The organism is Pseudomonas sp. KB_15, from assembly GCF_052114525.1.
Taxonomy (GTDB): domain Bacteria; phylum Pseudomonadota; class Gammaproteobacteria; order Pseudomonadales; family Pseudomonadaceae; genus Aquipseudomonas.
In genome coordinates this window covers 19,444-42,224 of sequence record NZ_JBFREX010000009.1, presented here as the reverse complement: position 1 = coordinate 42,224, position 22,781 = coordinate 19,444, and the positions used below count along the sequence as shown (strand labels likewise).

Below are 22,781 nucleotides of genomic sequence, written 5' to 3'. Positions count from 1 at the left end.
GTTTTTGTTGCCTTGCTAACGAATTATGACGCCCCTAGAACGATATCAAGCTGATCTGAAACGCCCGGAATTCTTCCATGACGCCGCGCAGGAAACCGCCGTGCGTCATTTGCAGCGCCTGTACGACGACCTGGTCGCGGCCGAGCAAAACAAGCCGGGCCTGCTGGGCAAGTTGTTTGGCAAGAAGGATCAGACCCCGGTCAAGGGCCTGTATTTCTGGGGCGGCGTAGGCCGCGGCAAGACTTACCTGGTGGACACCTTCTTCGAAGCGCTGCCCTTCAAGGAAAAGTCCCGTACGCACTTCCACCGCTTCATGAAGCGCGTGCACGAAGAGATGAAAACCCTGGGCGGCGAGAAAAACCCGCTGACCATCATCGCCAAGCGTTTCGCCACCGAAGCCCGGGTAATCTGCTTCGATGAATTCTTCGTTTCCGACATCACCGATGCCATGATCCTTGGCACCCTGATGGAAGAACTGTTCAAGAACGGCGTGACCCTGGTCGCGACGTCGAACATCGTGCCGGACGGCCTGTACAAGGACGGCCTGCAACGCGCGCGCTTCCTGCCGGCCATTGCGCTGATCAAGCAGAACACCGAGATCGTCAACGTCGACAGCGGCGTCGACTATCGTCTGCGTCACCTCGAACAAGCCGAGCTGTTCCACTATCCACTCGACGAAGCCGCCAACGAAAGCCTGCGCAAGAGCTTCCGTGCGTTGACACCGGAATGCACGGCGGCGGTCGAAAATGATGTGCTGATGATCGAGAACCGTGAAATACGTGCCCTGCGCACCTGCGATGACGTGGCCTGGTTCAACTTCCGTGAACTGTGCGACGGCCCGCGCAGCCAGAATGACTACATCGAACTGGGCAAGATCTTCCACGCTGTGCTGCTCAGCGATGTTGAGCAGATGAGCGTCACCACCGACGACATCGCCCGACGCTTCATCAACATGGTCGACGAGTTCTACGACCGTAACGTGAAGCTGATCATTTCTGCCGAAGTCGAATTGAAGGATCTGTACACCGGCGGTCGCTTGAATTTCGAGTTCCAGCGAACCCTCAGCCGACTGCTGGAAATGCAATCCCACGAATTCCTGTCCCGGGCGCACAAGCCGTAAGACAAACCGGAAAATAAAAAAAGGCCTGCGTTTGCAGGCCTTTTTTATGCACTGAAGAAACCTCAATTTCACCGCAATCCCCTGTGGGAGCGAGCTTGCTCGCGATAGCGGTGTGTCAGTCACATCATTGCTGAGTGTGCCGACGCAATCGCGAGCAGGCTCGCTCCCACATTGCAAATGGTGGGCGTTAGGGTTTATGCAGCTTGCTGAAACTGCTGCCGGTACTGGTTCGGCGACAACTCCGTGTGCTGGCGGAACAACCGGGCGAAGAAGCTCGCATCGTCGTAACCGACTTCGTAGCTGATGGTCTTGATGCTCTTGCGACTGCCGGACAGCAAGCCCTTGGCGGTTTCGATGCGCAGGCGTTGCAGGTAATGCAGCGGTTTGTCACCGGTGGCGGTCTGGAAGCGGCGCATGAAGTTGCGGATGCTCATGCCGTGTTCGCGGGCGACGTCTTCGAAACGGAACTTGTCGGCAAAGTGTTCTTCGAGCCAGTGCTGGATCTGCAGGATGATCACATCCTGGTGCAGCTTCTGCCCGCCAAAACCGATGCGTCCTGGCGAGTAACTGCGCTGTACCTCATACAGAATGTCCCGCGCTACGGCCTGGGACACATTGGCGCCGCAGAAGCGCTCGATCAGGTAAATGTACAGGTCGCATGCTGAAGTGGTGCCGCCGGCGCAGTACAGGTTGTCGGCATCAGTCAGGTGCTTGTCCTGATTGAGTTGAACCTGGGGGAAGCGTTCGGCGAAGGCATTGAAGAAGCGCCAGTAGGTGGTCGCCTCCTTGCCATTGAGCAGCCCGGCTTCGGCCAGCCAGAAAACCCCGGTCGCCTCGCCGCACAGTACGGCGCCGCGCGCATGTTGCTGGCGCAGCCAGGGCAGGACTTGCGGGTAACGTTTGCAAAGGCTGTCGAAATCGTCCCAGAACGCAGGAAGAACGATGATGTCGGCGTTTTCCAGTCCGCCATCCACCGGAATCAACACGTCGCTGAAGGTGCTGACCGGTTTGCCATCGGGGCTGACCAGGCGGGTTTCGAACGCCGGTGTCAGGCCCTGGCCCAGCTGTTTGCCGTAGCGCAGGCTGGCGAGATGGAAGAAATCCTTGGCTTGCAGGAGAGTGGAAGCGAAAACCCGGTCAATGGCCAGGATGCTGACGCGCCGCAGGGGCGTGGAGGCTTGGTTAGACATAATTCAACTTTATTTTTATAGGGGGAAGTGGTCACCAGACGGCTGGATCGTCTTATTTTTTGTCGGATGTGTCCAGTGTCCTGTATCGGAAGCGAGGCATAGTCTCTGAAGGTCAACTCCTTCTAAAAACAAAGAAAAGGTGCCGCATGATCCCCAGAACCCTGTTCAGTTCCGAGCACGAGCTTTTCCGCGACAGCGTGCGAACGTTCCTCGAAAAGGAGGCGGTGCCGTTCCATGGTCAATGGGAAAAACAAGGCTATATCGACCGCAAACTGTGGAACAAGGCAGGGGAGGCAGGGATGCTCTGCTCGCACCTGCCGGAAGAGTATGGCGGCCTGGGGGCGGACTTTCTCTACAGTGCGGTGGTGATCGAGGAAGTGGGGCGACTTGGCCTGACCGGCATCGGTTTTTCCCTGCATTCGGACATCGTGGCGCCGTACATCCTGCATTACGGCAGTGAAGCGCTGAAGCAGAAATACCTGCCGAAACTGGTGTCCGGCGAGATGGTTACCGCAATCGCCATGACTGAACCGGGCGCCGGTTCCGATCTGCAAGGGGTAAAAACCACGGCCGTGCTCGATGGCGATGAGTACGTGATCAACGGCTCCAAGACCTTTATCACCAACGGCTACCTGGCCGATCTGGTGATCGTCGTCGCCAAGACCGATCCGAAGGCCGGCGCGAAGGGCACCAGTCTGTTTCTGGTGGAAGCCAATACGCCAGGTTTCGACAAGGGCAAGCGGCTGGAGAAGGTCGGGATGAAAGCCCAGGATACCTCGGAGCTGTTCTTCCAGGACGTGCGTGTGCCCAAGGAAAACCTGCTGGGCCAGGCCGGGATGGGGTTTGCCTACCTGATGCAGGAGTTGCCCCAGGAACGCCTTACCGTGGCCGTTGGCGGGCTGGCTTCAGCCGAAGCGGCGCTGCAATGGACGCTGGACTACACCCGCGAGCGCAAGGCATTCGGCAAGTCGATCGCGGATTTCCAGAACACCCGGTTCAAGCTGGCGGAGATGGCCACGGAAATCCAGATCGGCCGGGTCTTCGTCGACCGCTGCCTGGAACTGCACCTGCAAGGCAAGCTCGACGTGCCGACGGCGGCTATGGCCAAGTACTGGGGCACTGACCTGCAATGCAAGGTGCTCGATGAATGCGTGCAGTTGCACGGTGGCTACGGGTTCATGTGGGAGTACCCGATTGCCCGGGCGTGGGCGGATGCGCGGGTGCAGCGGATCTATGCCGGGACGAACGAGATCATGAAGGAGATCATTGCGCGGTCGCTTTGATCTGAGTTGGGCAGGCCAGACGCCATCGCGGGCAAGCCCGCTCCCACAGGTACAGCGTAGTCCTTGTGGGAGCGGGCTTGCCCGCGAATGGGTTTAGAGATCAATCAAGGTGCCGGATTCGGGTGATCCTTGTGAATCGCCTCGATCCCCTCCAGCACTTCTTCCGACAACTTCAAGTCGAAACTGGCGATGTTGCTTTCCAGTTGCTCCATTGTCGTCGCGCCAATGATGTTGCTGGTCACGAACGGCTGCTGCGTCACGAACGCCAGGGCCATTTGCGCCGGGTCCAGGCCGTGCTCGCGAGCCAGAGCCACGTAACGGCTGCAGGCGGCTTCAGACTGTGGGTTGAAGTAGCGACTGAAGCGGCTGTAGAGGCTCAGGCGAGCTTTTGGCGGGCGGGCGCCACCTTCGTACTTGCCGGACAGGAAACCGAACGCCAGCGGCGAGTAGGCGAGCAGGCCGCATTGCTCGCGGATGGCGATTTCCGCCAGTCCGACTTCAAAACTGCGGTTGAGCAGGTTGTACGGGTTCTGGATCGACACGGCGCGCGGCCAGCCTCGGGCTTCGGCCAGGGCCAGGAAGCGCATGGTGCCCCACGGCGTCTCGTTGGACAGGCCGATGTGGCGGATCTTGCCGGCCTTCACCTGTTCGTCGAGCGCTTCGAGGGTGTCTTCCAGCGGGGTCAGGTTGGCTTCGATCTTGTGCTTGTAGCCCAGTTGCCCAAAGAAGTTGGTGCTGCGTTCCGGCCAGTGCAACTGGTACAGGTCGATGTAATCGGTCTGCAGGCGCTTGAGGCTGGCGTCCACGGCTTCGGTGATGTGCTGACGATTGTGCCGAAGGTTCTTGTCGCGGATGTAGTCGATGGTGTTGCCGGGGCCGGCGATCTTGCTGGCCAGGATCCAGTCGCCGCGGTCGCCGCGGCTTTTGAAGTAATTGCCGATGTAGCGTTCGGTGGTGGCGTAGGTTTCGGCCTTGGGCGGCACCGGGTACATCTCGGCGGTGTCGATGAAGTTGATCCCGGCGCTCTTGGCCCGCTCAATCTGGGCGAAGGCGTCTGCCTCGCTGTTTTGCTCGCCCCAGGTCATGGTTCCGAGGCAGAGGGCACTCACGTTCAGATTGGTTCGGCCTAGCTGGCGATAGTCCATCGGGTGCTCCTTGGGCAAAACAATCATAAAAGCAGGTTGAATTATTTTTCGCAATCTGCATAATTGCGCACCTCTTTCTGCAGTGGAAGTGATGCGCCGCCGCCGAAGAATCTTGCCGTTGAACGGACGCGCCGACCCGAGCCCCCGAAAGCGTCTGTATCCGGCTGCCTTTGACTTGTCAAAGTACGCACTATTCAGTAAGATCCGCCGTCTAATTTACAGGGCGGCCCCTGAGGCTATAAAGAATGAAAACTTTTACTGCTAAACCGGAAACAGTAAAGCGCGACTGGTTTGTCGTCGACGCTGCTGGTCAGACCCTGGGTCGTCTGGCCACCGAAATCGCGAGCCGTCTGCGTGGCAAGCACAAGCCTGAGTACACTCCTCACGTTGACACCGGCGACTACATCGTCGTAATCAACGCTGAGCAGATCCGTGTTACCGGTGCTAAAACCACTGACAAAATGTACTACTCCCACTCCGGTTTCCCGGGCGGCATCAAGTCGATCAACTTTGAAAAGCTGATCGCCAAGGCCCCTGAGCGCGTGATCGAGACCGCGGTCAAAGGCATGCTGCCTAAGAACCCGCTGGGTCGCGACATGTACCGTAAGCTGAAAGTCTATGCGGGCGCTGCACACCCTCATACTGCTCAGCAGCCCCAAGAACTGAAGATTTAACGGAATAGTTCATTATGTCGGCGACTCAAAATTACGGCACTGGCCGTCGCAAGACCGCAACCGCACGCGTTTTCCTGCGTCCGGGTACTGGTAACATCTCCATCAACAACCGTTCGCTGGATAATTTCTTCGGCCGCGAAACTGCCCGCATGGTAGTTCGTCAGCCGCTGGAATTGACTGAGACTGTCGAGAAGTTCGACATCTACGTCACCGTGATCGGCGGTGGTGTAAGTGGTCAGGCTGGCGCAATCCGCCACGGCATCACTCGCGCTCTGATGGACTACGACGAGACTCTGCGCAGCGCCCTGCGTAAAGCCGGCTTCGTAACCCGCGATGCTCGTGAAGTTGAACGTAAGAAAGTCGGTCTGCGTAAAGCGCGTAAGCGTCCGCAGTACTCGAAGCGTTAATTCGCTTTCACGTTCAAAAAAGAACGCCCAGTTTCCTCACGGAGCTGGGCGTTTTTTTGTGCCTGCGATTTATCAAAGAATTGCGCTGTGACAACTTGCCACATCCGTAGACGCCCTATACTACAAGGCTTGGGGGTGATGGGTTCCGGTAATTACCTTGTCAGAATTGGGGCTTTTCATTACCATTCGGCAAAATTTTTATAAGTACACAGATTTACTTAGTAGATGCCTGATTTAACAGGCCACAAAGCTGATGGGAGAGGACTGAATGAGCAATGACGGCGTGAATGCAGGCCGGCGTCGCTTCTTGGTAGCAGCCACATCCGTGGTGGGTGCTGCAGGAGCGGTGGGGGCTGCGGTCCCGTTCGTGGGGTCATGGTTTCCCAGTGCCAAGGCGAAAGCCGCAGGTGCACCGGTGAAAGTGAATGTCAGCAAAATCGAGCCAGGCCAGCAGATGATTGCTGAGTGGCGCGGCCAGCCGGTGTTCATCGTCCGCCGTACACCGGAAATCCTGGGGAATCTGAAGAAGATCGAGGGCCAGCTCGTTGACCCGACCTCCAAGAACTCGACACAACCGACTTACGTTGATCCGGAAACCCGTTCGATCAAGCCTGAGGTTCTGCTGCTGATTGGTATCTGCACGCACCTGGGTTGCTCGCCGACCTTCCGTCCCGAAGTGGCACCTGCGGATCTGGGTAAAGACTGGGTAGGCGGTTATTTCTGCCCTTGCCACGGTTCCCACTACGATCTGGCTGGCCGCGTCTACAAGTCGCAACCTGCGCCTTTGAACCTGCCAGTTCCCCCGCATTCCTATGAGACCGACGACATCATTGTCATTGGCGTCGATACGGAGAAAGCGTGATGAGCAAGTTCATGGATTGGGTTGACGCGCGCTTTCCCGCAACCAAGATGTGGGAAGACCATCTCAGCAAGTATTACGCTCCGAAGAACTTCAACTTCTTCTATTTCTTTGGCTCCCTGGCGCTGCTCGTCCTGGTCAACCAGATCGTTACCGGTGTCTGGCTGACCATGAGCTATAACCCGTCGGCGGAAGAGGCGTTTGCCTCCGTCGAATACATCATGCGCGACGTCGAGTACGGCTCGATCCTGCGTCTGCTGCACTCCACCGGCGCTTCGGCGTTCTTCATCGTGGTCTATCTGCACATGTTCCGTGGCCTGCTCTACGGTTCGTACCAGAAGCCGCGTGAACTGGTGTGGGTCTTCGGCATGCTGATCTACCTGGCGCTGATGGCCGAAGCCTTCATGGGTTACCTGCTGCCGTGGGGTCAGATGTCCTACTGGGGTGCCCAGGTAATCATTTCGCTGTTTGGTGCGATTCCGGTCATCGGCAACGACCTGACCCAGTGGATTCGTGGTGACTACCTGATTTCCGGTATTACCCTGAACCGCTTCTTCGCCTTGCACGTGGTTGCCCTGCCGATCGTTATCCTGGGTCTGGTGGTGCTGCACATCCTGGCGTTGCACGAAGTTGGTTCGAACAACCCGGACGGCGTGGACATCAAGAAACACAAGGACGAAAACGGCATACCGCTGGACGGCATTGCCTTCCACCCGTACTACACCGTGAAAGATATCGTCGGCGTGGTGGTGTTCCTGTTCATCTTCTGCTCGATCGTGTTCTTCTTCCCGGAAATGGGCGGTTACTTCCTCGAAAAGCCGAACTTTGAAGTGGCGAACGCCTTCAAGACTCCAGAGCACATCGCTCCGGTCTGGTACTTCACCCCGTTCTACGCCATCTTGCGCGCGGTTCCGGACAAGCTCTTCGGTGTGATCGCCATGGGCGCGGCCATTGCTGTGCTGTTCGTCCTGCCATGGCTGGACCGTAGCCCGGTCAAGTCGATGCGCTACAAAGGCTGGCTGAGCAAGATCTGGCTCTGGGTGTTCTGCATCGCGTTCGTGATCCTGGGTGTGCTGGGTGTATTGGCCCCAACCCCTGAGCGTACGTTGCTGTCGCAGGTATGTACCTTCCTGTACTTCGCCTACTTCATTCTGATGCCGTTCTACACCCGGCTCGAGAAGACCAAACCGGTTCCGGAAAGGGTGACTGGCTGATGAAAAAACTATTTGCTGTATTGATGCTTGCTGCGCTGCCAGTGTTCGCTTTCGCAGCTGAGCACGGTGGTCCTGAGCTGGAAAAAGTCGACATCGACGTTTCCGATAAAGCAGCCATGCAGGACGGCGCGCGTACGTTCGCCAACTACTGCATGGGTTGCCACAGTGCCAAGTTCCAACGCTATGAGCGTGTTGCCGACGACCTGGGCATTCCCCATGAGTTGATGCTGGAAAAGCTGGTGTTCACGGGTGCCAAGATCGGTGACCACATGAGCATCGGCATGCAGCCGGCGGACRCCAAGGCCTGGTTCGGTGCGGCGCCACCGGATCTGACCCTGGTTGCCCGTGTTCGCGGCACCGACTGGCTCTATGGCTACCTGAGATCGTTCTACGAAGATCCTTCGCGCCCATGGGGGGTGAACAACAAGGTTTTCCCGAACGTGGGCATGCCTAACGTCCTGGCCGGCCTGCAAGGTCGCCAGGTCGTCGGTTGCAAACAGGTTCAGATCGTCGAAGACGGCAAGAAGCAATACGATCCGTTGACTGGTGCGAAGCTGACTCATGAAGCGTGTGATCAACTGACCATCGTGCCGAAAAGCGGTGCCCTGACTGAAGAGCAGTTCGATGAGAAGGTCAAGAATCTGGTAACCTTCCTGGCTTACTCGGCTAACCCGGTTAAGCTGCAACATCAGCGCATTGGTACGTACGTATTGTTGTACCTGGCATTCTTCTTCGTCTTCGCTTACCTGCTCAAGCGCGAATACTGGAAAGACGTGCACTGATAAAGCTTCAAGCTATTGCTGTTAATCGCGCKCGCCCAAGGGCGCCTCTGAAGATGTAGCGAACCTGGTGATCCAGTCGTTACGGGAGGCGCCCTCTGGGCGCGCTCGTTTTTCCGCTTTCGATAATTTTTACAAGCGAGGAGGATCGCCATGGGCGTGACCAATCGGTTGGCCTGTTACTCCGACCCCGCCGACCACTATTCCCACCGAGTGCGCATCGTACTGGCAGAGAAGGGTGTCAGCGCCGAGATCATTTACGTGGAAGCTGGACGCCAGCCACCTAAACTGATTGAGGTGAACCCTTACGGCAGCTTGCCCACCCTGGTCGATCGTGACCTGGCGTTGTGGGAGTCGACTGTGGTGATGGAATATCTGGATGAGCGTTACCCGCACCCGCCGCTACTGCCGGTTTATCCCGTGGCGCGTGCCAACAGTCGCCTGCTGATACACCGCATTCAGCGAGACTGGTGTGGTCTGGTGGACCTGATTCTGGATTCACGGACCAAGGAAGCGGCCCGAGCCGTGGCTCGCAAAGAGTTGCGCGAAAGCCTGACGGGTGTGTCGCCACTGTTTGCCGACAAGCCGTTTTTCCTCAGTGAGGAACAAAGTCTGGTGGACTGCTGCCTACTACCAATACTCTGGAGATTGCCGATCCTGGGTATAGAACTGCCGCGGCCGGCCAAGCCGCTGCTTGATTATATGGAGCGCCAGTTTGCGCGTGAGGCTTTCCAGGCGAGTCTGTCTGGTGTCGAACGCGACATGCGCTAAGGCTTAAGGAGCCGCTATGAACTCCAGTCGACCTTATCTGGTCCGCGCGCTCTATGAGTGGATTGTGGACAACGATTGCACCCCGCACATGCTGGTCAATTCCGAGTATCCGTCGGTGCAGGTGCCTCAGGGTTTTGCCAGTGACGGACAGATCGTCCTGAACGTATCGCCACAGGCCGTGCGCCACTTGCACATGGACAACGAGGCGGTCAGTTTCGAGGGGCGCTTTGGTGGCGTGCCGCACACCTTGTACGTGCCTATTGCATCGATCCTGGGCATCTACGCCCGGGAGAATGGCCAGGGCATGGTGTTTGATCTGGAATCGCCGATGGGCGAGGACGAAGAGATCGAACCGGATGACGATCTTCCACCACCCGACAGTGAGCCACCGCGTCCAAGCGGTCGACCGAGTTTGAAGGTGGTGAAATAAAAAAAAAGGGTGATCCGCAAGGATCACCCTTTTTTTTCACCACCTTCAAACGATGTAGGAGCGAGCCTGCTCGCGATGGGCGTGAACGATGACGCGGGCTGTCTGAATGAGCGCATTCACCGGACGTTTTTCGCGAGCAAGCTCGCTCCTGCAAGATGTGGATCAGTCGATGTACTCGAACAGCTTCACGATCTTCTGCACGCCGGAAACGCCTTGCACCAGGTTGGTCGCCTGCGCAGCTTCCTGTTTGGTCAGCAGGCCCAGCATGTAGACGATGCCGTTTTCAGTGACGATCTTGATGCGCGAGCCGGGGATGTTCGCATCGGCAAGCATCTGGGTCTTGATCTTGGTGGTCAGCCAGGTGTCGTTCTGGCGTGCCAGCAACGAGGAGGGTGGCAGGATTTGCAGTTCGTTGTGCACCTGCTTCACGCGCTGAACAGCGGCAGCGGCCTGTTCGGCCTTGGCCTTGAGGTCTGCGCGTGGCGTTTGCCCGGCGAGCAGCACGACGCCGTTGAAGCTGGTGACAACGATGTGTGAGTCTTTATCCAGGGCTGGGTCGGCCTTGGCGACGTTCACGCCAACCTTGGTGTCGATCAGGGAATCGTCGATCTTGCTGCCCAGCGTGCGAGTGCCGCGGTCATCTTCAATCGGTGCCTCACGGCTGGCAGTCACTACCGAGGTGCAGCCGCTGATGCCGAGGCACAGGGTCAAGGCCAGTAGGCCAAGGCGATTAGGGGTCATTCTTCACTCCCGAACAATTGGCTGTCGATCAAGTCGCAAAGGCAATGGATCGCCAGCAGGTGGACTTCTTGAATACGAGCGGTGACGTTGGCCGGAACGCGAATCTCGACGTCCTCGGGTAACAGCAGCGACGCCATGCCGCCGCCATCACGCCCCGTTAATGCTACGACAATCATTTCGCGATCATGTGCGGCCTGGATCGCTTGAATTATGTTGGCCGAGTTGCCGCTGGTGGAGATAGCCAGCAACACATCGCCCGGTTGGCCGAGTGCACGGATCTGTTTGGAGAAGATTTCGTTGTAGCTGTAGTCGTTGGCGATCGAGGTGATCGTCGAACTGTCGGTCGTCAGGGCGATGGCCGGCAGGCTCGGGCGCTCGCGCTCAAAGCGATTGAGCAGCTCGGACGAGAAGTGCTGGGCATCACCGGCAGAGCCGCCGTTGCCACAGGAAAGCATTTTGCCTTCGTTGAGCAGGGCGTTGACCATGACCTGGCTGGCTTGCTCGATGTGCGGTGCAAGTACTTCCATCGCCTGTTGCTTGGTGTCGATACTGGCCTGAAAAAGCTGGCGAATTCGGGATTGCATGTCCATCTGTGTGACCTTAATTAGCGCGGCTGTTCGGCACATGAATGTGCAGCCCGCAAAGCAAAGAGCAAAAGTGTTGGGTGATAGTGTCCGGTTCGCAATACCGGCGATCAGCCGTCGAAGGCATTCTGTAGCCAGTTCAACTGATCGAGGTTGCTGTCGATGGCAATCACGTCGAAGCGGCAAGGGGAATTGGCCCAGCGCGACTCGCACTGAAGAAAATACTGCGCGGCGAAAATCAGTTTTTGCCGTTTGCGCACATCGATGCTATCGAGCGCGCCACCCCATTGAGTGTTTTTTCTGTAGCGGACTTCAACGAATACTACTGTATCGCCATCTAGCATGACCAGATCAAGCTCGCCGCGTTTACACAACCAGTTCTGCGCCAGCAGGCGCAGACCCTGTTGTTGAAGATGCTCGAGCGCATGGCGCTCGGCATCCTTGCCGCTTTGCTGGCGTGACCTGTCAGGCATCAGCGAGGGGTGTCCGGCAGGCGCTGAACCTGGCCATTGGCGAACTCGGCCCATGGCAACTGGCGCACGACCCGCTGGCTCTGAGACATGCCAAGGCTGCCCGATTCACCGTCGATGCGGCTGTCCGGCAGAGACTTGAGCTGGCCCAGGCGCGGCGCCAGTCGATAGGCGTCCACGCCCATCGCATACAGGCGCCCCAGGCTGCCGGCGGCTTGAGGCCATTGGGCAGTGACCTGGCGGCGCAGTGGATCATTGGCGTCCAGCAACCATGGCGTCTCGCAGAAGCGAATGCCATTCATGTCGTTGTACTGGTTGACGTCACCGCTGGCGCTGAACACGTGAGAAGTGGCGTAGACCGGCACATCGCCTGCGTACTGGAAGTTCAGGGTCGGTTTGATCTGCTGGGCCTGTTGCGGCGTTGCAGCAAGGAAAATGAACTCGATGTCCTGGCGGCGCGATGGCTGGGCGGCTACTTGAGAGCCAACCGTGCTTTGCAGGCTCTTGGCGCGACCTTCGCTCTGACGTAGCTGGAACATGTCGGCAATCTGCTGGGCCAACTGGACCGGTTGATCGACGCGTTCGGTGGCGACGATGGTGCCGCCATTGGCTTGCCAATCCTGGCTGAACGCCTTGAGCACGCGGTCGCCCCATTCACCTTTCGGCACCATGATGGCTGCGCGATGCAGGCCGTCGGCGCGAGCGCGGCGCGAGACTTCGCGGGCTTCGTCTTCAGCGGCAAGACCGAACTGGAACAGCTGCGCCGGGCCTTGATCGCCCTCGCTGTAGTTCAGCGCCAGGGTGGTGATCGGCAATTGCGGGCGAGAGCTCAGCTGTTTCACCAGCGGCTTCTCCAGCGGGCCGACGACCAGTTGCACACCATCGGCCTGGGCCTTGCGGTAGAACTCGTCCATGGAGGTCAGGCGCGAGCTGTCATAAAACTCGATGGCGGGTGGTTTCTGCCCGGCCTGTTGGGCCTGGTAATGAGCGGCCATGAAGCCGTCGCGCAGTGCTTTGCCGACCGAGGCCAACTGGCCGTCCTGAGGCAGCAGCAGGGCGATCTTGTTCAGGGGCTGGCTGGCCAGTTCTTTGAGCTGGGTCAGTGGCTGCGGCAATTGAATGGCTGCCGGGTGTTTCGGATTCTTCGCGCGCCAGTTGTCGATGGCGGCTTGTTGCTGCTCCAGGGTACCGGCGGATTTCACTGCCAGCGCCAGGGCCATCCAGCCGCCGAGATCGTCGGTGGTGTTTGGCTGTAACTGCTCGGTCGGCAGCGAAGCGATCAGGGTCCAGATGGCTTCGTGGTTTTTGCTCGCAGCTTCACCTTTGAGCATCGGGGCGATGAAAATGCGCTCCCGAGCAGCGGCAAGGGTCTGGCCATCGGCCTCAAGGGCCCGGGCGTGAACGGTGCCGGTGCGGACCTGTTGTTCGGCGGGCAGTTCGCTCAAGCGTTGCATGCTCGGATGGCTCAAGGCGGTCAGCGCGGCCTTGGGCTGGTTGCGGGTCATGGCCAATTCAGCCGCCAGGGTGCTGGCGAAAATCTGTTGGCCCGGCTTGAGTTGCTCAATGGGGACCTGTTGCAGGATTTGCGCGGACTGGCCGGCATTGCCCTGGTGATAGGCCAGGTCGGCAGCGCTCAAGCGCAGCAGGGCCGCATCTTCCGGTGACTTGCTTTGGGCAGCCTTCTCAAGCAACTGCTCGATACTGGCGTCCGGTGTCCGTGGAAGTTCGCCAAGGCTGGAGGAGGGCGAGCTGGCGCAAGCCGCCAGCAAGGCAGCAAGGCAGAGGGCAGATAACAGCCGCAGGCAAGCGATCATGTAAGCGTTCCTGATACTCGATCAAATTAGCGTGGAATTGTACCCAAGCACTGGCCGGGGCGCGATGTTACTGGCATGAATCGGTCAATTTAGCTGGTGTAAATGTTGCGCCAGCGCACAATCGGTCGCCGATGCCGCGTTTGCTTGCGCGTATCGCGAGCCTCGCTACGCGCTACAATGGCGACTTTTACCGATCATGAGGTGTGCGCTTTGACTGCTCCAGGTGCTTTGAATTCCGCTGCTGGCTCGCTTTATGTGGTGGCGACGCCCATCGGCAACCTGGATGACATCAGTGCGCGGGCGCTGAAGATTCTGCGTGAAGTGGCCTTGATCGCCGCGGAAGACACCCGCCATTCCCAGCGCTTGATGCAACACTTCGGCATTGCGACGCCATTGGCGGCCTGCCATGAACACAACGAGCGGGATGAAGGCAGTCGCTTTATCACTCGTCTGCTTGCTGGTGACAACGTGGCGTTGATCTCTGATGCCGGGACGCCGCTGATTTCCGATCCGGGTTATCACCTGGTGCGGCAGGCCCGGGCTGCGGGGATCAATGTGGTGCCGGTTCCGGGCGCCTGCGCGTTGATTGCGGCGTTATCGGCGGCGGGGCTGCCTTCCGACCGTTTCATTTTCGAAGGTTTTCTGCCGGCCAAGGCTGTGGGTCGGCGAGCGCGCCTCGAGCAGGTAAAGGAAGAACCTCGCACATTGATCTTCTATGAGGCTCCTCATCGCATCCTTGAATGCCTGCAAGACATGGAGCTGGTGTTCGGCCCCGAGCGCCCGGCACTACTTGCCCGTGAGCTGACCAAGACGTTTGAAACCCTCAAGGGGCTGCCGCTGGCGGAGTTGCGCGAGTTTGTCGAGTCGGACAGCAATCAGCAGCGCGGCGAGTGCGTGGTGTTGGTGGCGGGCTGGTCCGCTCCCGAGGAGGAAGGTGCCGTCAGCAGTGAGGCAATGCGCATCCTCAACCTGTTGCTCGAAGAAATGCCGCTCAAGCGTGCGGCAGCGTTGGCGGCGCAAATCACCGGCGAGCGAAAGAATGTGCTGTACCAGATCGCGCTGGATCAGCAGAAGGGCGAGTAAAACCCGACGCACAGACGTGCTCCAAGGCGCTTAGCGCTTGTTCTTCGGGCGCTCTGCCGGTAACCTTCGCAGCGGAGAGTCGATCGGACAGTCGCTGCCCTCTATGAAAATTAGGGGGGGGAGGAAAGTCCGGGCTCCATAGGGCGAAGTGCCAGGTAATGCCTGGGAGGCGTGAGCCTACGGAAAGTGCCACAGAAAATAACCGCCTAAGCGCTTCGGCGCCGGTAAGGGTGAAAAGGTGCGGTAAGAGCGCACCGCACGTCTGGCAACAGTTCGTGGCTAGGTAAACCCCACTTGGAGCAAGACCAAATAGGGTCCCAAGGCGTGGCCCGCGCTGGGACCGGGTAGGTTGCTAAAGATGTCCAGTGATGGCCATCGTAGACGAATGACTGTTCAAGACAGAACCCGGCTTACAGATCGACTCTCCACCTTTTTCTCCCCTCTGCTTAAATCATTGAGCAAGGGGGATGGTGATAGGGATTTCCCTCCTTGCACAAACGTCGGGAGAAGCGGTTTTGTGATATCGATTAGCCCGCGCTTGTAGGAATCACACAAACTCCACGCAGCACCGGTTTCCCTCCTTACACATTCATCCGCAGAACCTCTTTTGTAATACCAAAAAAATCTTACTCTTAATAAATTACTTTAACTTCCGAACGCAGCCTTCCGTGCTGATTCAAGTTATCGGACAGTTTCATCTGCCGGATTCTCGTTGCTCCTCCTTCAATGCTCCTAAATCTCAGTTCTGTAAGGGTTTTCCTTTAACCCGCGCCTTGACGGTGTGGTGGGCGCATTCCTATAGTGTGCACAAGTGGCGAAAAGTGGCATGAAGTGGGTTTTTTGAACTCAAAACGCTAGAATTTGGAGAAACGCTGACGTGTTTCGCGGAGCCAACGCTATCAGTCTCGATGCAAAGGGCCGTCTCGCCATGCCGAGCCGGTACCGTGACGAGCTCGTTTCGCGTAGTTCCGGTCAGTTGATCGTCACGATTGATGCCGTTGATCCATGTTTGTGTGTTTACCCGCTCGATGAGTGGGAAATTATTGAAACCAAACTGCGCGCACTGCCTTCGCTTCGTGAAGAGAACCGCCGCCTGCAACGTTTACTGATTGGTAATGCCGTCGACCTCGAGCTCGATGGCAGTGGTCGTTTTCTGGTTCCGCCGCGTCTTCGTGAATATGCCAAGTTGGATAAACACGCGATGTTGGTAGGCCAACTGAACAAGTTCCAATTGTGGGACGAGGATGCCTGGAACGCGGTTTCTGCCGCTGACCTGGCTGCCATTCAACAACCGGGCGCGATGCCTGATGAACTGCGTGATTTGATCCTGTGACTATTGATAGCGGCTTTAACCACATCACCGTACTGCTTGACGAAGCCGTCGAGGCTCTCGCCGTACGTCCTGATGGCTGCTATCTGGACGGCACGTTCGGGCGCGGCGGGCACAGCCGGTTGATCCTCAGTCAGCTCGGTCCCGATGGCCGGTTGCTCGGATTCGATAAAGATCCACAAGCGATTGCCACCGGGCAGACGCTAGCGGCCGAAGACGGCCGCTTTGTCGTTGTGCAGCGCAGCTTTGCCGAACTCGGTGCCGAAGTGGCCGAGCGTGGCATGAACGGCAAGGTCAGCGGTGTGTTGCTCGATCTGGGCGTGTCTTCGCCGCAACTTGACGATCCTGAGCGCGGTTTCAGTTTCCTCAACGATGGTCCGCTGGACATGCGCATGGATCCGTCCCGCGGAATCAGCGCTGCCGAATTCGTCAACACCGCTCCCGTGGAAGAAATCGCCCGGGTGTTCAAGGAATACGGTGAAGAGCGTTTTTCCGGTCGCATGGCCCGTGCCGTGGTCGAGCGCCGCGACATCAAGCCATTCGAACGCACCGGTGACCTGGCCGAAGTCCTGAAAGTCGCCAACCCGGCATGGGAAAAGGGCAAGAACCCTGCAACCCGTGCATTCCAGGGATTGCGTATTCACGTCAACAACGAACTGGGTGATCTGGAAACCGGCCTCGAAGCCGCACTGGATTGCCTGGAAGTGGGCGGTCGCCTGGTGGTGATCAGCTTCCACTCGCTGGAAGACCGTATCGTCAAACTGTTCATGCGCAAACTGGTGAAAGGCGAAGCCGATAACCTGCCGCGCAACCTGCCGGTTCGGCATGTCGCCTTCGAACCGAAAATCAAAGTCCATGGCAAAGCGCAGACGGCCTCTGACGCCGAACTCAAAGCCAACCCACGTTCCCGTAGCGCTGTCATGCGTGTGGCGGAGAAGCTGCGGTGAGCAAGCTTTTCGCCAAGCCACTGCCCGGCGGAAGCTTCTTCATGCTGCTGCTGTTTGTCGGCGTGCTCGTGTCGGCTATCGGCGTGTCTTACAGCGCACACTGGAATCGCCAGTTGCTGAACTCGCTGTACAACGAGTTGAGCGTGCGCGACAAGGCCCAGGCCGAGTGGGGCCGGTTGATTCTGGAGCAGAGCACCTGGACGGCCCATAGCCGTATCGAAGTGCTGGCTACCGAACAATTGAAAATGCACATTCCCGGCGCCGCTGACGTGAAGATGGTGGCACCATGATGAAACTCGAAGGCGCACTCTTTCCTTGGCGGTTCCGCGTGGTGCTGGGGTTGCTCGGCATCATGGTAGCCGCGATTGCCTGGCGCATCATCGACTTGCAGGTGGTCGACCGTGACTTCCTCAAAGGTCAGGGCGATGCGCGCAGCGTCCGTCATATTCCGATTCCGGCTCACCGTGGCCTGATCACCGACCGTAACGGCGAGCCTTTGGCCGTCAGTACCCCGGTGACTACGCTGTGGGCCAACGCCAAGGAAATGCAGCTGGAAAAAGACAAGTGGCCAGCACTGGCCGCCGCGCTGGGGCAAGATCCCAAAGCCCTGACCGAGCGTCTTGAAGCCCAGGCCAACAAAGAATTCATTTACCTGGTGCGCGGGCTGACGCCTGAGCAGGGTCAGGCCGTGCTCGACCTGAAAGTACCAGGCGTCTACGGCATCGAAGAGTTCCGGCGCTTTTACCCTGCCGGCGAAGTCACCGCCCATATGGTCGGGTTTACCGACATTGACGATCACGGTCGTGAAGGCGTCGAACTGGCCTACGACGAATGGCTGGCCGGGGTCCCCGGCAAGCGTCAGGTGATCAAGGACCGGCGCGGCCGGCTGATCAAGGATGTCCAGGTCACCAAAAACGCCAAGGCCGGCAAGCCCTTGGCGTTGTCCATTGACCTGCGCCTGCAATACCTGGCCAACCGCGAATTGCGCAACGCGATCATCGAGAACGGCGCCAAGGCAGGCAGCCTGGTGATCATGGACGTGAAGACCGGCGAGATTCTCGCAATGGTCAACCAGCCGACCTACAACCCGAACAACCGTCGCAACCTGCAACCGGCGATGATGCGTAACCGCGCGATGATCGACGTGTTCGAACCGGGTTCGACCATGAAAGCGATTTCCATGAGCGCCGCGATTGAAACCGGGCGCTGGAAACCGAGCGATACCGTCGAGGTGTACCCGGGCAGCTTGCAGATTGGTAAATACACCATCAAGGACGTATCCAAGACCGAAGGCCCGGTGCTCGACCTGACCGGCATTCTGATCAACTCCAGTAACGTCGGGATGAGTAAGGTCGCATTCGACATCGGCGGTGAAACCATTTTCCGTCTGGCACAGAAGGTCGGCCTCGGTCAGGACACTGGCCTGGGCTTCCCGGGCGAGCGCGTCGGCAACCTGCCGAACTACCGCGAATGGCGCAAGGCAGAAACTGCCACGCTGTCCTACGGCTACGGTATTTCCGTGACTGCGATCCAGCTGGTCCACGCCTTCTCGGCCCTGGCCAACAACGGCCGCCTCGCGCCGCTGACCCTGATCAAGACCGACAAGGCGCCGCAAACCACCCAGGTGTTGCCGGAGGCGGTCGCGAAAACCATGCAAGGCATGCTGCAACAAGTGATCGAGGCCCCGCGCGGCGTGTTCCGCGCGCAAGTGCCGGCGTATCACGTGGGAGGCAAGTCGGGTACTGCACGTAAAACGTCGGTCGGCACCAAGGGTTACGCCGAGAACTCGTACCGCTCGTTGTTCGCCGGTTTCGGCCCGATGAGTGATCCGCGCTACGCCATAGTGGTGGTGATCGATGAGCCGACCAAGGCCGGTTACTTCGGTGGCCTGGTTTCCGCGCCGGTGTTCAGTCGCGTGATGTCGGGCACCCTGCGCCTGATGAACATTACGCCGGACAACCTGCCACCCACTCAACAAGCGAACGCAACACCGGTCGTTCCGCTGAAAGCTAATGGAGGGCGCGGCTGATGTCACTGAGCCTGAACAAAATATTCCCCCACGCCGGCCACGATCTGCTGATTCGCGAACTCGCCCTGGACAGCCGCAATGTGCGCGCGGGCGATCTGTTCCTCGCCGTGCCGGGCGGGAAATTCGATGGGCGCGCGCATATTGCCGACGCCTTGCAACGCGGCGCTGCTGCGGTGGCCTATGAAGTAGAAGGCGCCACGGTCTTGCCGATCACTGAAGTGCCGTTGATTCCGGTCAAAGGTCTGGCCGCGCAACTGTCGGACATCGCCGGGCGTTTTTATGGCGAGCCGAGCCATCACCTGAACCTGGTGGGCGTGACCGGCACCAACGGCAAGACCAGCGTGACGCAATTGGTCGCCCAGGCACTGGACCTGCTCGGCCAGCACTGCGGCCTGGTCGGCACGCTCGGTTCCGGTTTTTACGGCGCGCTGGAAAGCGGTCTGCACACCACGCCGAACCCGATTGCCGTGCAAGCGACCCTGGCGGACCTGAAAAAGGCCGGGGCCAAAGCCGTGGCGATGGAGGTTTCTTCCCATGGCCTGGACCAGGGCCGCGTGACCGCTTTGGCCTTCGATGTGGCGGTGATGACTAACCTGTCCCGCGATCACCTGGATTACCACGGCACCATGCAGGCTTACGGCGAAGCCAAGGCCCGGCTGTTTGCCTGGAATGATTTGAAATGCCGCGTGGTCAACCTCGACGACGAGTTCGGTCGGCAACTGGCCGCCGACAAGTGCGAGTCGCGGCTGATCACCTATAGCCTGGAAGATTCCAGCGCCTACCTGTATTGCCGCCAGGCGCAATTCGACGACGAAGGCGTGCGCGCCACGCTGGTCACGCCACAGGGCGAGCACCACTTGCGCAGTACCTTGCTCGGTCGCTTCAACCTGAGCAATGTCCTGGCGGCGGTCGGCGCGTTGCTCGGTCTGGATTACGCCCTGGACGAAATTCTCAAGGTGCTGCCGAAGCTCGAAGGCCCTGCCGGGCGCATGCAGCGTCTGGGCGGTGGCTCGCAACCATTGGTGGTGGTCGACTACGCCCACACCCCGGATGCGCTGGAGAAAGTACTGCTGGCCCTGCGTCCACACGCCAAGGGCCGGTTGCTGTGCCTGTTCGGTTGTGGCGGTGACCGCGATCGCGGCAAGCGTCCGTTGATGGCCGAAGTGGTCGAGCGCCTGGCCGATGGCGTGCTGGTGACCGATGACAACCCGCGTACGGAAGATCCGTCAGTGATTTTCGATGACATCCGTGCCGGTTTCGCGGCTGTGGATAAAGTGGAGTTCGTTGCCGGTCGTGGTCAGGCGATTGCCCGTTTGATCGCCAGCGCTTCGGTGGACGACGTGATTGTCCTGGCCGGCAAAGGTCACGAGGACTATCAGGAAATCAACGGCGAGCGTCACGCCTTCTCCGATCTGGTCGAGGCCGATCATGCCTTGACCTCGTGGGAGGTGGCCCATGCTTAAGGCCTTGAAGCTGAGCGAACTGACCGGCGCGCTGAATGCTCGCCTGGTATCCGTCGATGCCGGTTTCGACGGTGTCAGCATCGACAGTCGTGCGATCAAGCCGGGTCAGCTGTTTATTGCCCTGACCGGGCCACGTTTCGATGGCCATGATTATCTGAATGACGTGGCGGCCAAAGGCGCCGTCGCAGCGCTGGTCGAACGTGAAGTCGCCGACAGTACGCTGCCGCAACTGCTGGTCAAGGACACCCGTCAGGCACTGGGGCAACTGGGTGCGTTGAATCGTGCCGCGTTCACCCAACCCGTTGCAGCCATCACCGGTTCCAGCGGCAAGACTACGGTCAAGGAAATGCTGGCGAGCATCCTGCGCACGCGCGGCGCAGTGCTGGCGACCCGTGGCAACCTGAACAACGACCTCGGCGCACCGCTGACATTGATCGAGCTGGCGCCGGAACACACTGCGGCCGTGATCGAACTGGGCGCCTCGCGCCTGGGCGAAATTGCCTACACCGTCGGCCTGACCAAGCCGCACGTGGCCATTCTCAATAACGCCGGGACCGCCCACGTCGGCGAGTTCGGCGGCCCGGAAAAGATCGTCGAGGCCAAGGGCGAGATTATCGAAGGGCTGGATGCCGATGGTGTCGCCGTTCTCAATCTCGACGACAAGGCATTCGGCATCTGGAAGGCACGCGCCGGTGATCGCAAAGTGCTGACGTTTGCGTTGAGCAACACCCGCGCCGATTTCTACGCCAGTGACCTGGCCACTGATGCCCGTGGCTGCCCGGCGTTCAACCTGCACAGTCCTGAAGGTGTGGAGCGCGTTCAACTGAACCTGCTCGGCACCCATAACGTCGCCAATGCCATGGCCGCCGCCGCTGCCGCCCATGCCCTGGGTGTGTCGCTGTTCGGTATCGCCACCGGCCTTGGCGCGGTGCAACCGGTCAAGGGGCGCACCGTTGCGCAATTGGCCAGCAATGGCATGCGCGTGATCGATGACACTTACAACGCTAACCCCACCTCCATGTGCGCTGCCGTTGATATACTGGCCGGCTTTTCCGGTCGCACCGTCCTGGTGCTCGGGGATATCGGCGAGTTGGGCGAGTGGGCGGAGCAGGGGCACCGCGACGTGGGCGAGTACGCCCGTGGCAAGGTTTCTGCGCTGTACGCCGTCGGGCCAATGATGGCTCACGCCGTGAACGCATTCGGTCCACAGGCTTTTCATTTCAGCACGCAGGCTGAACTGATCAAGGCCCTGGGCGCCGAGCAAGACACAAACACCACCATTTTGATCAAGGGGTCGCGCAGCGCTGCGATGGAAAACGTCGTCGCCGCCTTGTGCGGGTCCAGTCTGGAGAAACATTAATGCTGCTGCTGCTAGCGGAGTATCTGCAACAGTTCTACAAAGGCTTCGCGGTCTTCCAGTACCTGACCCTGCGCGGGATTCTAGGTGTACTGACCGCGCTGGTTTTGTCGCTGTGCTATGGCCCATGGATGATCCGCACGTTGCAGAACCGTCAGATCGGTCAATCCGTTCGCAATGACGGCCCGCAGTCGCACCTGTCAAAGTCGGGTACACCGACCATGGGCGGCGCGCTGATTCTGTCGTCCATCGGTGTCAGCACCCTGCTTTGGGCTGACCTGAGCAACCGTTACGTCTGGGTCGTACTGCTGGTGACCCTGCTGTTCGGCGCCATCGGCTGGGTCGACGACTACCGCAAGGTGATCGAGAAGAACTCCCGTGGCCTGCCAAGCCGCTGGAAGTATTTCTGGCAGTCGGTATTTGGCCTGGGCGCGGCGATCTTTCTGTATGTGACAGCCGCCACTCCGGTGGAGACCACGCTGATCCTGCCGATGCTCAAGGACTACAGCATTCCGCTGGGCGCAGGCTTCATTGTCCTGACCTATTTCGTGATTGTCGGTTCGAGCAACGCGGTCAACCTGACCGACGGCCTCGACGGCCTGGCGATCATGCCGACGGTGATGGTTGGCGGCGGCCTGGGCATCTTCTGCTACCTGTCGGGTAACGTGAAGTTCGCCGAATACCTGCTGATCCCTTATGTACCGGGCGCTGGTGAACTGATCGTGTTCTGTGGCGCACTGATCGGAGCCGGCCTGGGTTTCCTCTGGTTCAACACCTATCCGGCACAAGTCTTCATGGGTGACGTCGGCGCACTGGCGCTGGGCGCAGCCCTGGGCACCATCGCGGTGATCGTCCGCCAGGAAATCGTCCTGTTCATCATGGGCGGCGTGTTCGTGATGGAAACCCTGTCAGTCGTCATTCAGGTCGCCTCTTTTAAACTGACCGGTCGCCGCGTGTTCCGCATGGCGCCCATTCACCACCACTTTGAACTCAAGGGCTGGCCCGAGCCACGTGTGATCGTCCGTTTCTGGATCATCACCGTGATTCTCGTGCTGATTGGCCTTGCCACCCTGAAGCTGAGGTAGAAACTC

The 22,781-nt window shown here is 59.1% G+C and carries 23 protein-coding genes and 1 other RNA gene; 18 read left to right on the top strand and 6 right to left on the bottom strand.

The features are described from left to right. Positions 1–25: 25 nt before the first annotated feature. A complete protein-coding gene (gene zapE / locus AB4Z35_RS11565) occupies positions 26–1,120 on the top strand; it encodes a cell division protein ZapE (protein WP_007998226.1) in 1,095 nt (364 codons plus the stop codon). 194 nt (positions 1,121–1,314) lie between these two features. Here the strand turns inward: zapE and AB4Z35_RS11560 are convergent, their stop codons facing one another. Beyond that, on the bottom strand, positions 1,315–2,310 hold the full coding sequence (locus AB4Z35_RS11560; RefSeq protein WP_007989851.1) for a GlxA family transcriptional regulator: 996 nt from the start codon (positions 2,308–2,310) through the stop codon (positions 1,315–1,317). A 146-nt stretch (positions 2,311–2,456) separates the two neighbouring features. Between AB4Z35_RS11560 and AB4Z35_RS11555 the strand changes: the two genes are divergently transcribed. Beyond that, positions 2,457–3,593, top strand: a complete 1,137-nt coding sequence (locus AB4Z35_RS11555; RefSeq protein ID WP_095965544.1) for an acyl-CoA dehydrogenase family protein — start codon at positions 2,457–2,459, stop codon at positions 3,591–3,593. A 104-nt stretch (positions 3,594–3,697) separates the two neighbouring features. Here AB4Z35_RS11555 and AB4Z35_RS11550 read toward each other — a convergent pair whose 3' ends face one another. After that, positions 3,698–4,738 carry an NADP(H)-dependent aldo-keto reductase gene (locus AB4Z35_RS11550; protein WP_442097107.1) on the bottom strand — a complete coding sequence of 347 codons (1,041 nt, stop codon included), beginning with the start codon at positions 4,736–4,738 and terminating at the stop codon, positions 3,698–3,700. Positions 4,739–4,983: 245 nt separating this feature from the next. Between AB4Z35_RS11550 and rplM the strand changes: the two genes are divergently transcribed. The 7 genes from rplM to AB4Z35_RS11515 all read left to right on the top strand — a co-directional run bounded on the left by rplM (position 4,984) and on the right by AB4Z35_RS11515 (position 9,872). Beyond that, positions 4,984–5,412 (top strand): 50S ribosomal protein L13, encoded by a 429-nt coding sequence (rplM, locus tag AB4Z35_RS11545; RefSeq protein WP_003228062.1) that lies wholly within the window; start codon positions 4,984–4,986, stop codon positions 5,410–5,412. A gap of 14 nt (positions 5,413–5,426) precedes the next feature. Then, positions 5,427–5,819: a 30S ribosomal protein S9 gene (gene rpsI / locus AB4Z35_RS11540; RefSeq protein ID WP_003228056.1), complete on the top strand. Its 393-nt coding sequence runs from the start codon at positions 5,427–5,429 to the stop codon at positions 5,817–5,819. Between the two features lie 268 nt (positions 5,820–6,087). Beyond that, positions 6,088–6,681 (top strand): ubiquinol-cytochrome c reductase iron-sulfur subunit, encoded by a 594-nt coding sequence (petA, locus tag AB4Z35_RS11535; protein ID WP_007998242.1) that lies wholly within the window; start codon positions 6,088–6,090, stop codon positions 6,679–6,681. After that, a complete protein-coding gene (locus tag AB4Z35_RS11530; RefSeq protein ID WP_007998244.1) occupies positions 6,681–7,892 on the top strand; it encodes a cytochrome b in 1,212 nt (403 codons plus the stop codon). Before petA ends, AB4Z35_RS11530 begins: the two co-directional genes overlap by 1 nt. Beyond that, entirely contained in the window at positions 7,892–8,674 is a 783-nt protein-coding gene (locus tag AB4Z35_RS11525; RefSeq protein ID WP_442097105.1) for a cytochrome c1, read from the top strand. The genes AB4Z35_RS11530 and AB4Z35_RS11525 overlap by 1 nt, the downstream gene beginning before the upstream one ends. A 150-nt stretch (positions 8,675–8,824) precedes the next feature. Further along, a complete protein-coding gene (locus AB4Z35_RS11520) occupies positions 8,825–9,442 on the top strand; it encodes a glutathione S-transferase N-terminal domain-containing protein (protein WP_007972581.1) in 618 nt (205 codons plus the stop codon). Positions 9,443–9,458: 16 nt separating this feature from the next. After that, positions 9,459–9,872, top strand: a complete 414-nt coding sequence (locus AB4Z35_RS11515) for a ClpXP protease specificity-enhancing factor (RefSeq protein WP_085715923.1) — start codon at positions 9,459–9,461, stop codon at positions 9,870–9,872. A gap of 162 nt (positions 9,873–10,034) precedes the next feature. On the opposite strand, the gene AB4Z35_RS11510 is transcribed toward AB4Z35_RS11515, so the two are convergent. The 4 genes from AB4Z35_RS11510 to AB4Z35_RS11495 all read right to left on the bottom strand — a co-directional run bounded on the left by AB4Z35_RS11510 (position 10,035) and on the right by AB4Z35_RS11495 (position 13,481). Continuing rightward, positions 10,035–10,613 (bottom strand): BON domain-containing protein, encoded by a 579-nt coding sequence (locus tag AB4Z35_RS11510; protein WP_103396238.1) that lies wholly within the window; start codon positions 10,611–10,613, stop codon positions 10,035–10,037. Beyond that, the gene (locus AB4Z35_RS11505; RefSeq protein WP_007972584.1) at positions 10,610–11,203 is read right to left on the bottom strand and encodes a phosphoheptose isomerase; all 594 of its coding nucleotides are present in this window, start codon (positions 11,201–11,203) and stop codon (positions 10,610–10,612) included. Before AB4Z35_RS11505 ends, AB4Z35_RS11510 begins: the two co-directional genes overlap by 4 nt. A gap of 104 nt (positions 11,204–11,307) precedes the next feature. Beyond that, complete coding sequence (locus tag AB4Z35_RS11500; protein WP_007998249.1) at positions 11,308–11,670, bottom strand: YraN family protein; 363 nt, start codon at positions 11,668–11,670, stop codon at positions 11,308–11,310. Continuing rightward, positions 11,670–13,481 (bottom strand): penicillin-binding protein activator, encoded by a 1,812-nt coding sequence (locus AB4Z35_RS11495; protein ID WP_442097103.1) that lies wholly within the window; start codon positions 13,479–13,481, stop codon positions 11,670–11,672. Before AB4Z35_RS11495 ends, AB4Z35_RS11500 begins: the two co-directional genes overlap by 1 nt. Positions 13,482–13,658: 177 nt before the next feature. Between AB4Z35_RS11495 and rsmI the strand changes: the two genes are divergently transcribed. The 9 genes from rsmI to mraY all read left to right on the top strand — a co-directional run bounded on the left by rsmI (position 13,659) and on the right by mraY (position 22,775). After that, positions 13,659–14,564, top strand: coding sequence for a 16S rRNA (cytidine(1402)-2'-O)-methyltransferase (gene rsmI, locus AB4Z35_RS11490; RefSeq protein ID WP_167362876.1), 906 nt, complete (start codon positions 13,659–13,661; stop codon positions 14,562–14,564). Between the two features lie 75 nt (positions 14,565–14,639). Next, positions 14,640–14,993: RNase P RNA component class A (gene rnpB, locus AB4Z35_RS11485), an RNA gene on the top strand. A 448-nt stretch (positions 14,994–15,441) separates the two neighbouring features. Next, positions 15,442–15,897 (top strand): division/cell wall cluster transcriptional repressor MraZ, encoded by a 456-nt coding sequence (gene mraZ / locus AB4Z35_RS11480; RefSeq protein ID WP_007989875.1) that lies wholly within the window; start codon positions 15,442–15,444, stop codon positions 15,895–15,897. Further along, positions 15,894–16,841 carry a 16S rRNA (cytosine(1402)-N(4))-methyltransferase RsmH gene (gene rsmH / locus AB4Z35_RS11475; protein WP_007989877.1) on the top strand — a complete coding sequence of 316 codons (948 nt, stop codon included), beginning with the start codon at positions 15,894–15,896 and terminating at the stop codon, positions 16,839–16,841. The genes mraZ and rsmH overlap by 4 nt, the downstream gene beginning before the upstream one ends. Continuing rightward, positions 16,838–17,131 (top strand): cell division protein FtsL, encoded by a 294-nt coding sequence (gene ftsL, locus AB4Z35_RS11470; protein WP_007998257.1) that lies wholly within the window; start codon positions 16,838–16,840, stop codon positions 17,129–17,131. Before rsmH ends, ftsL begins: the two co-directional genes overlap by 4 nt. After that, positions 17,131–18,870, top strand: a complete 1,740-nt coding sequence (locus AB4Z35_RS11465; protein ID WP_177318981.1) for a peptidoglycan D,D-transpeptidase FtsI family protein — start codon at positions 17,131–17,133, stop codon at positions 18,868–18,870. The genes ftsL and AB4Z35_RS11465 overlap by 1 nt, the downstream gene beginning before the upstream one ends. Beyond that, entirely contained in the window at positions 18,870–20,333 is a 1,464-nt protein-coding gene (locus AB4Z35_RS11460; protein WP_442097102.1) for a UDP-N-acetylmuramoyl-L-alanyl-D-glutamate--2,6-diaminopimelate ligase, read from the top strand. The genes AB4Z35_RS11465 and AB4Z35_RS11460 overlap by 1 nt, the downstream gene beginning before the upstream one ends. Beyond that, on the top strand, positions 20,326–21,693 hold the full coding sequence (locus tag AB4Z35_RS11455; RefSeq protein WP_442097101.1) for a UDP-N-acetylmuramoyl-tripeptide--D-alanyl-D-alanine ligase: 1,368 nt from the start codon (positions 20,326–20,328) through the stop codon (positions 21,691–21,693). Before AB4Z35_RS11460 ends, AB4Z35_RS11455 begins: the two co-directional genes overlap by 8 nt. After that, positions 21,693–22,775, top strand: a complete 1,083-nt coding sequence (gene mraY / locus AB4Z35_RS11450) for a phospho-N-acetylmuramoyl-pentapeptide-transferase (protein WP_007998264.1) — start codon at positions 21,693–21,695, stop codon at positions 22,773–22,775. Before AB4Z35_RS11455 ends, mraY begins: the two co-directional genes overlap by 1 nt. Positions 22,776–22,781: the final 6 nt, after the last annotated feature.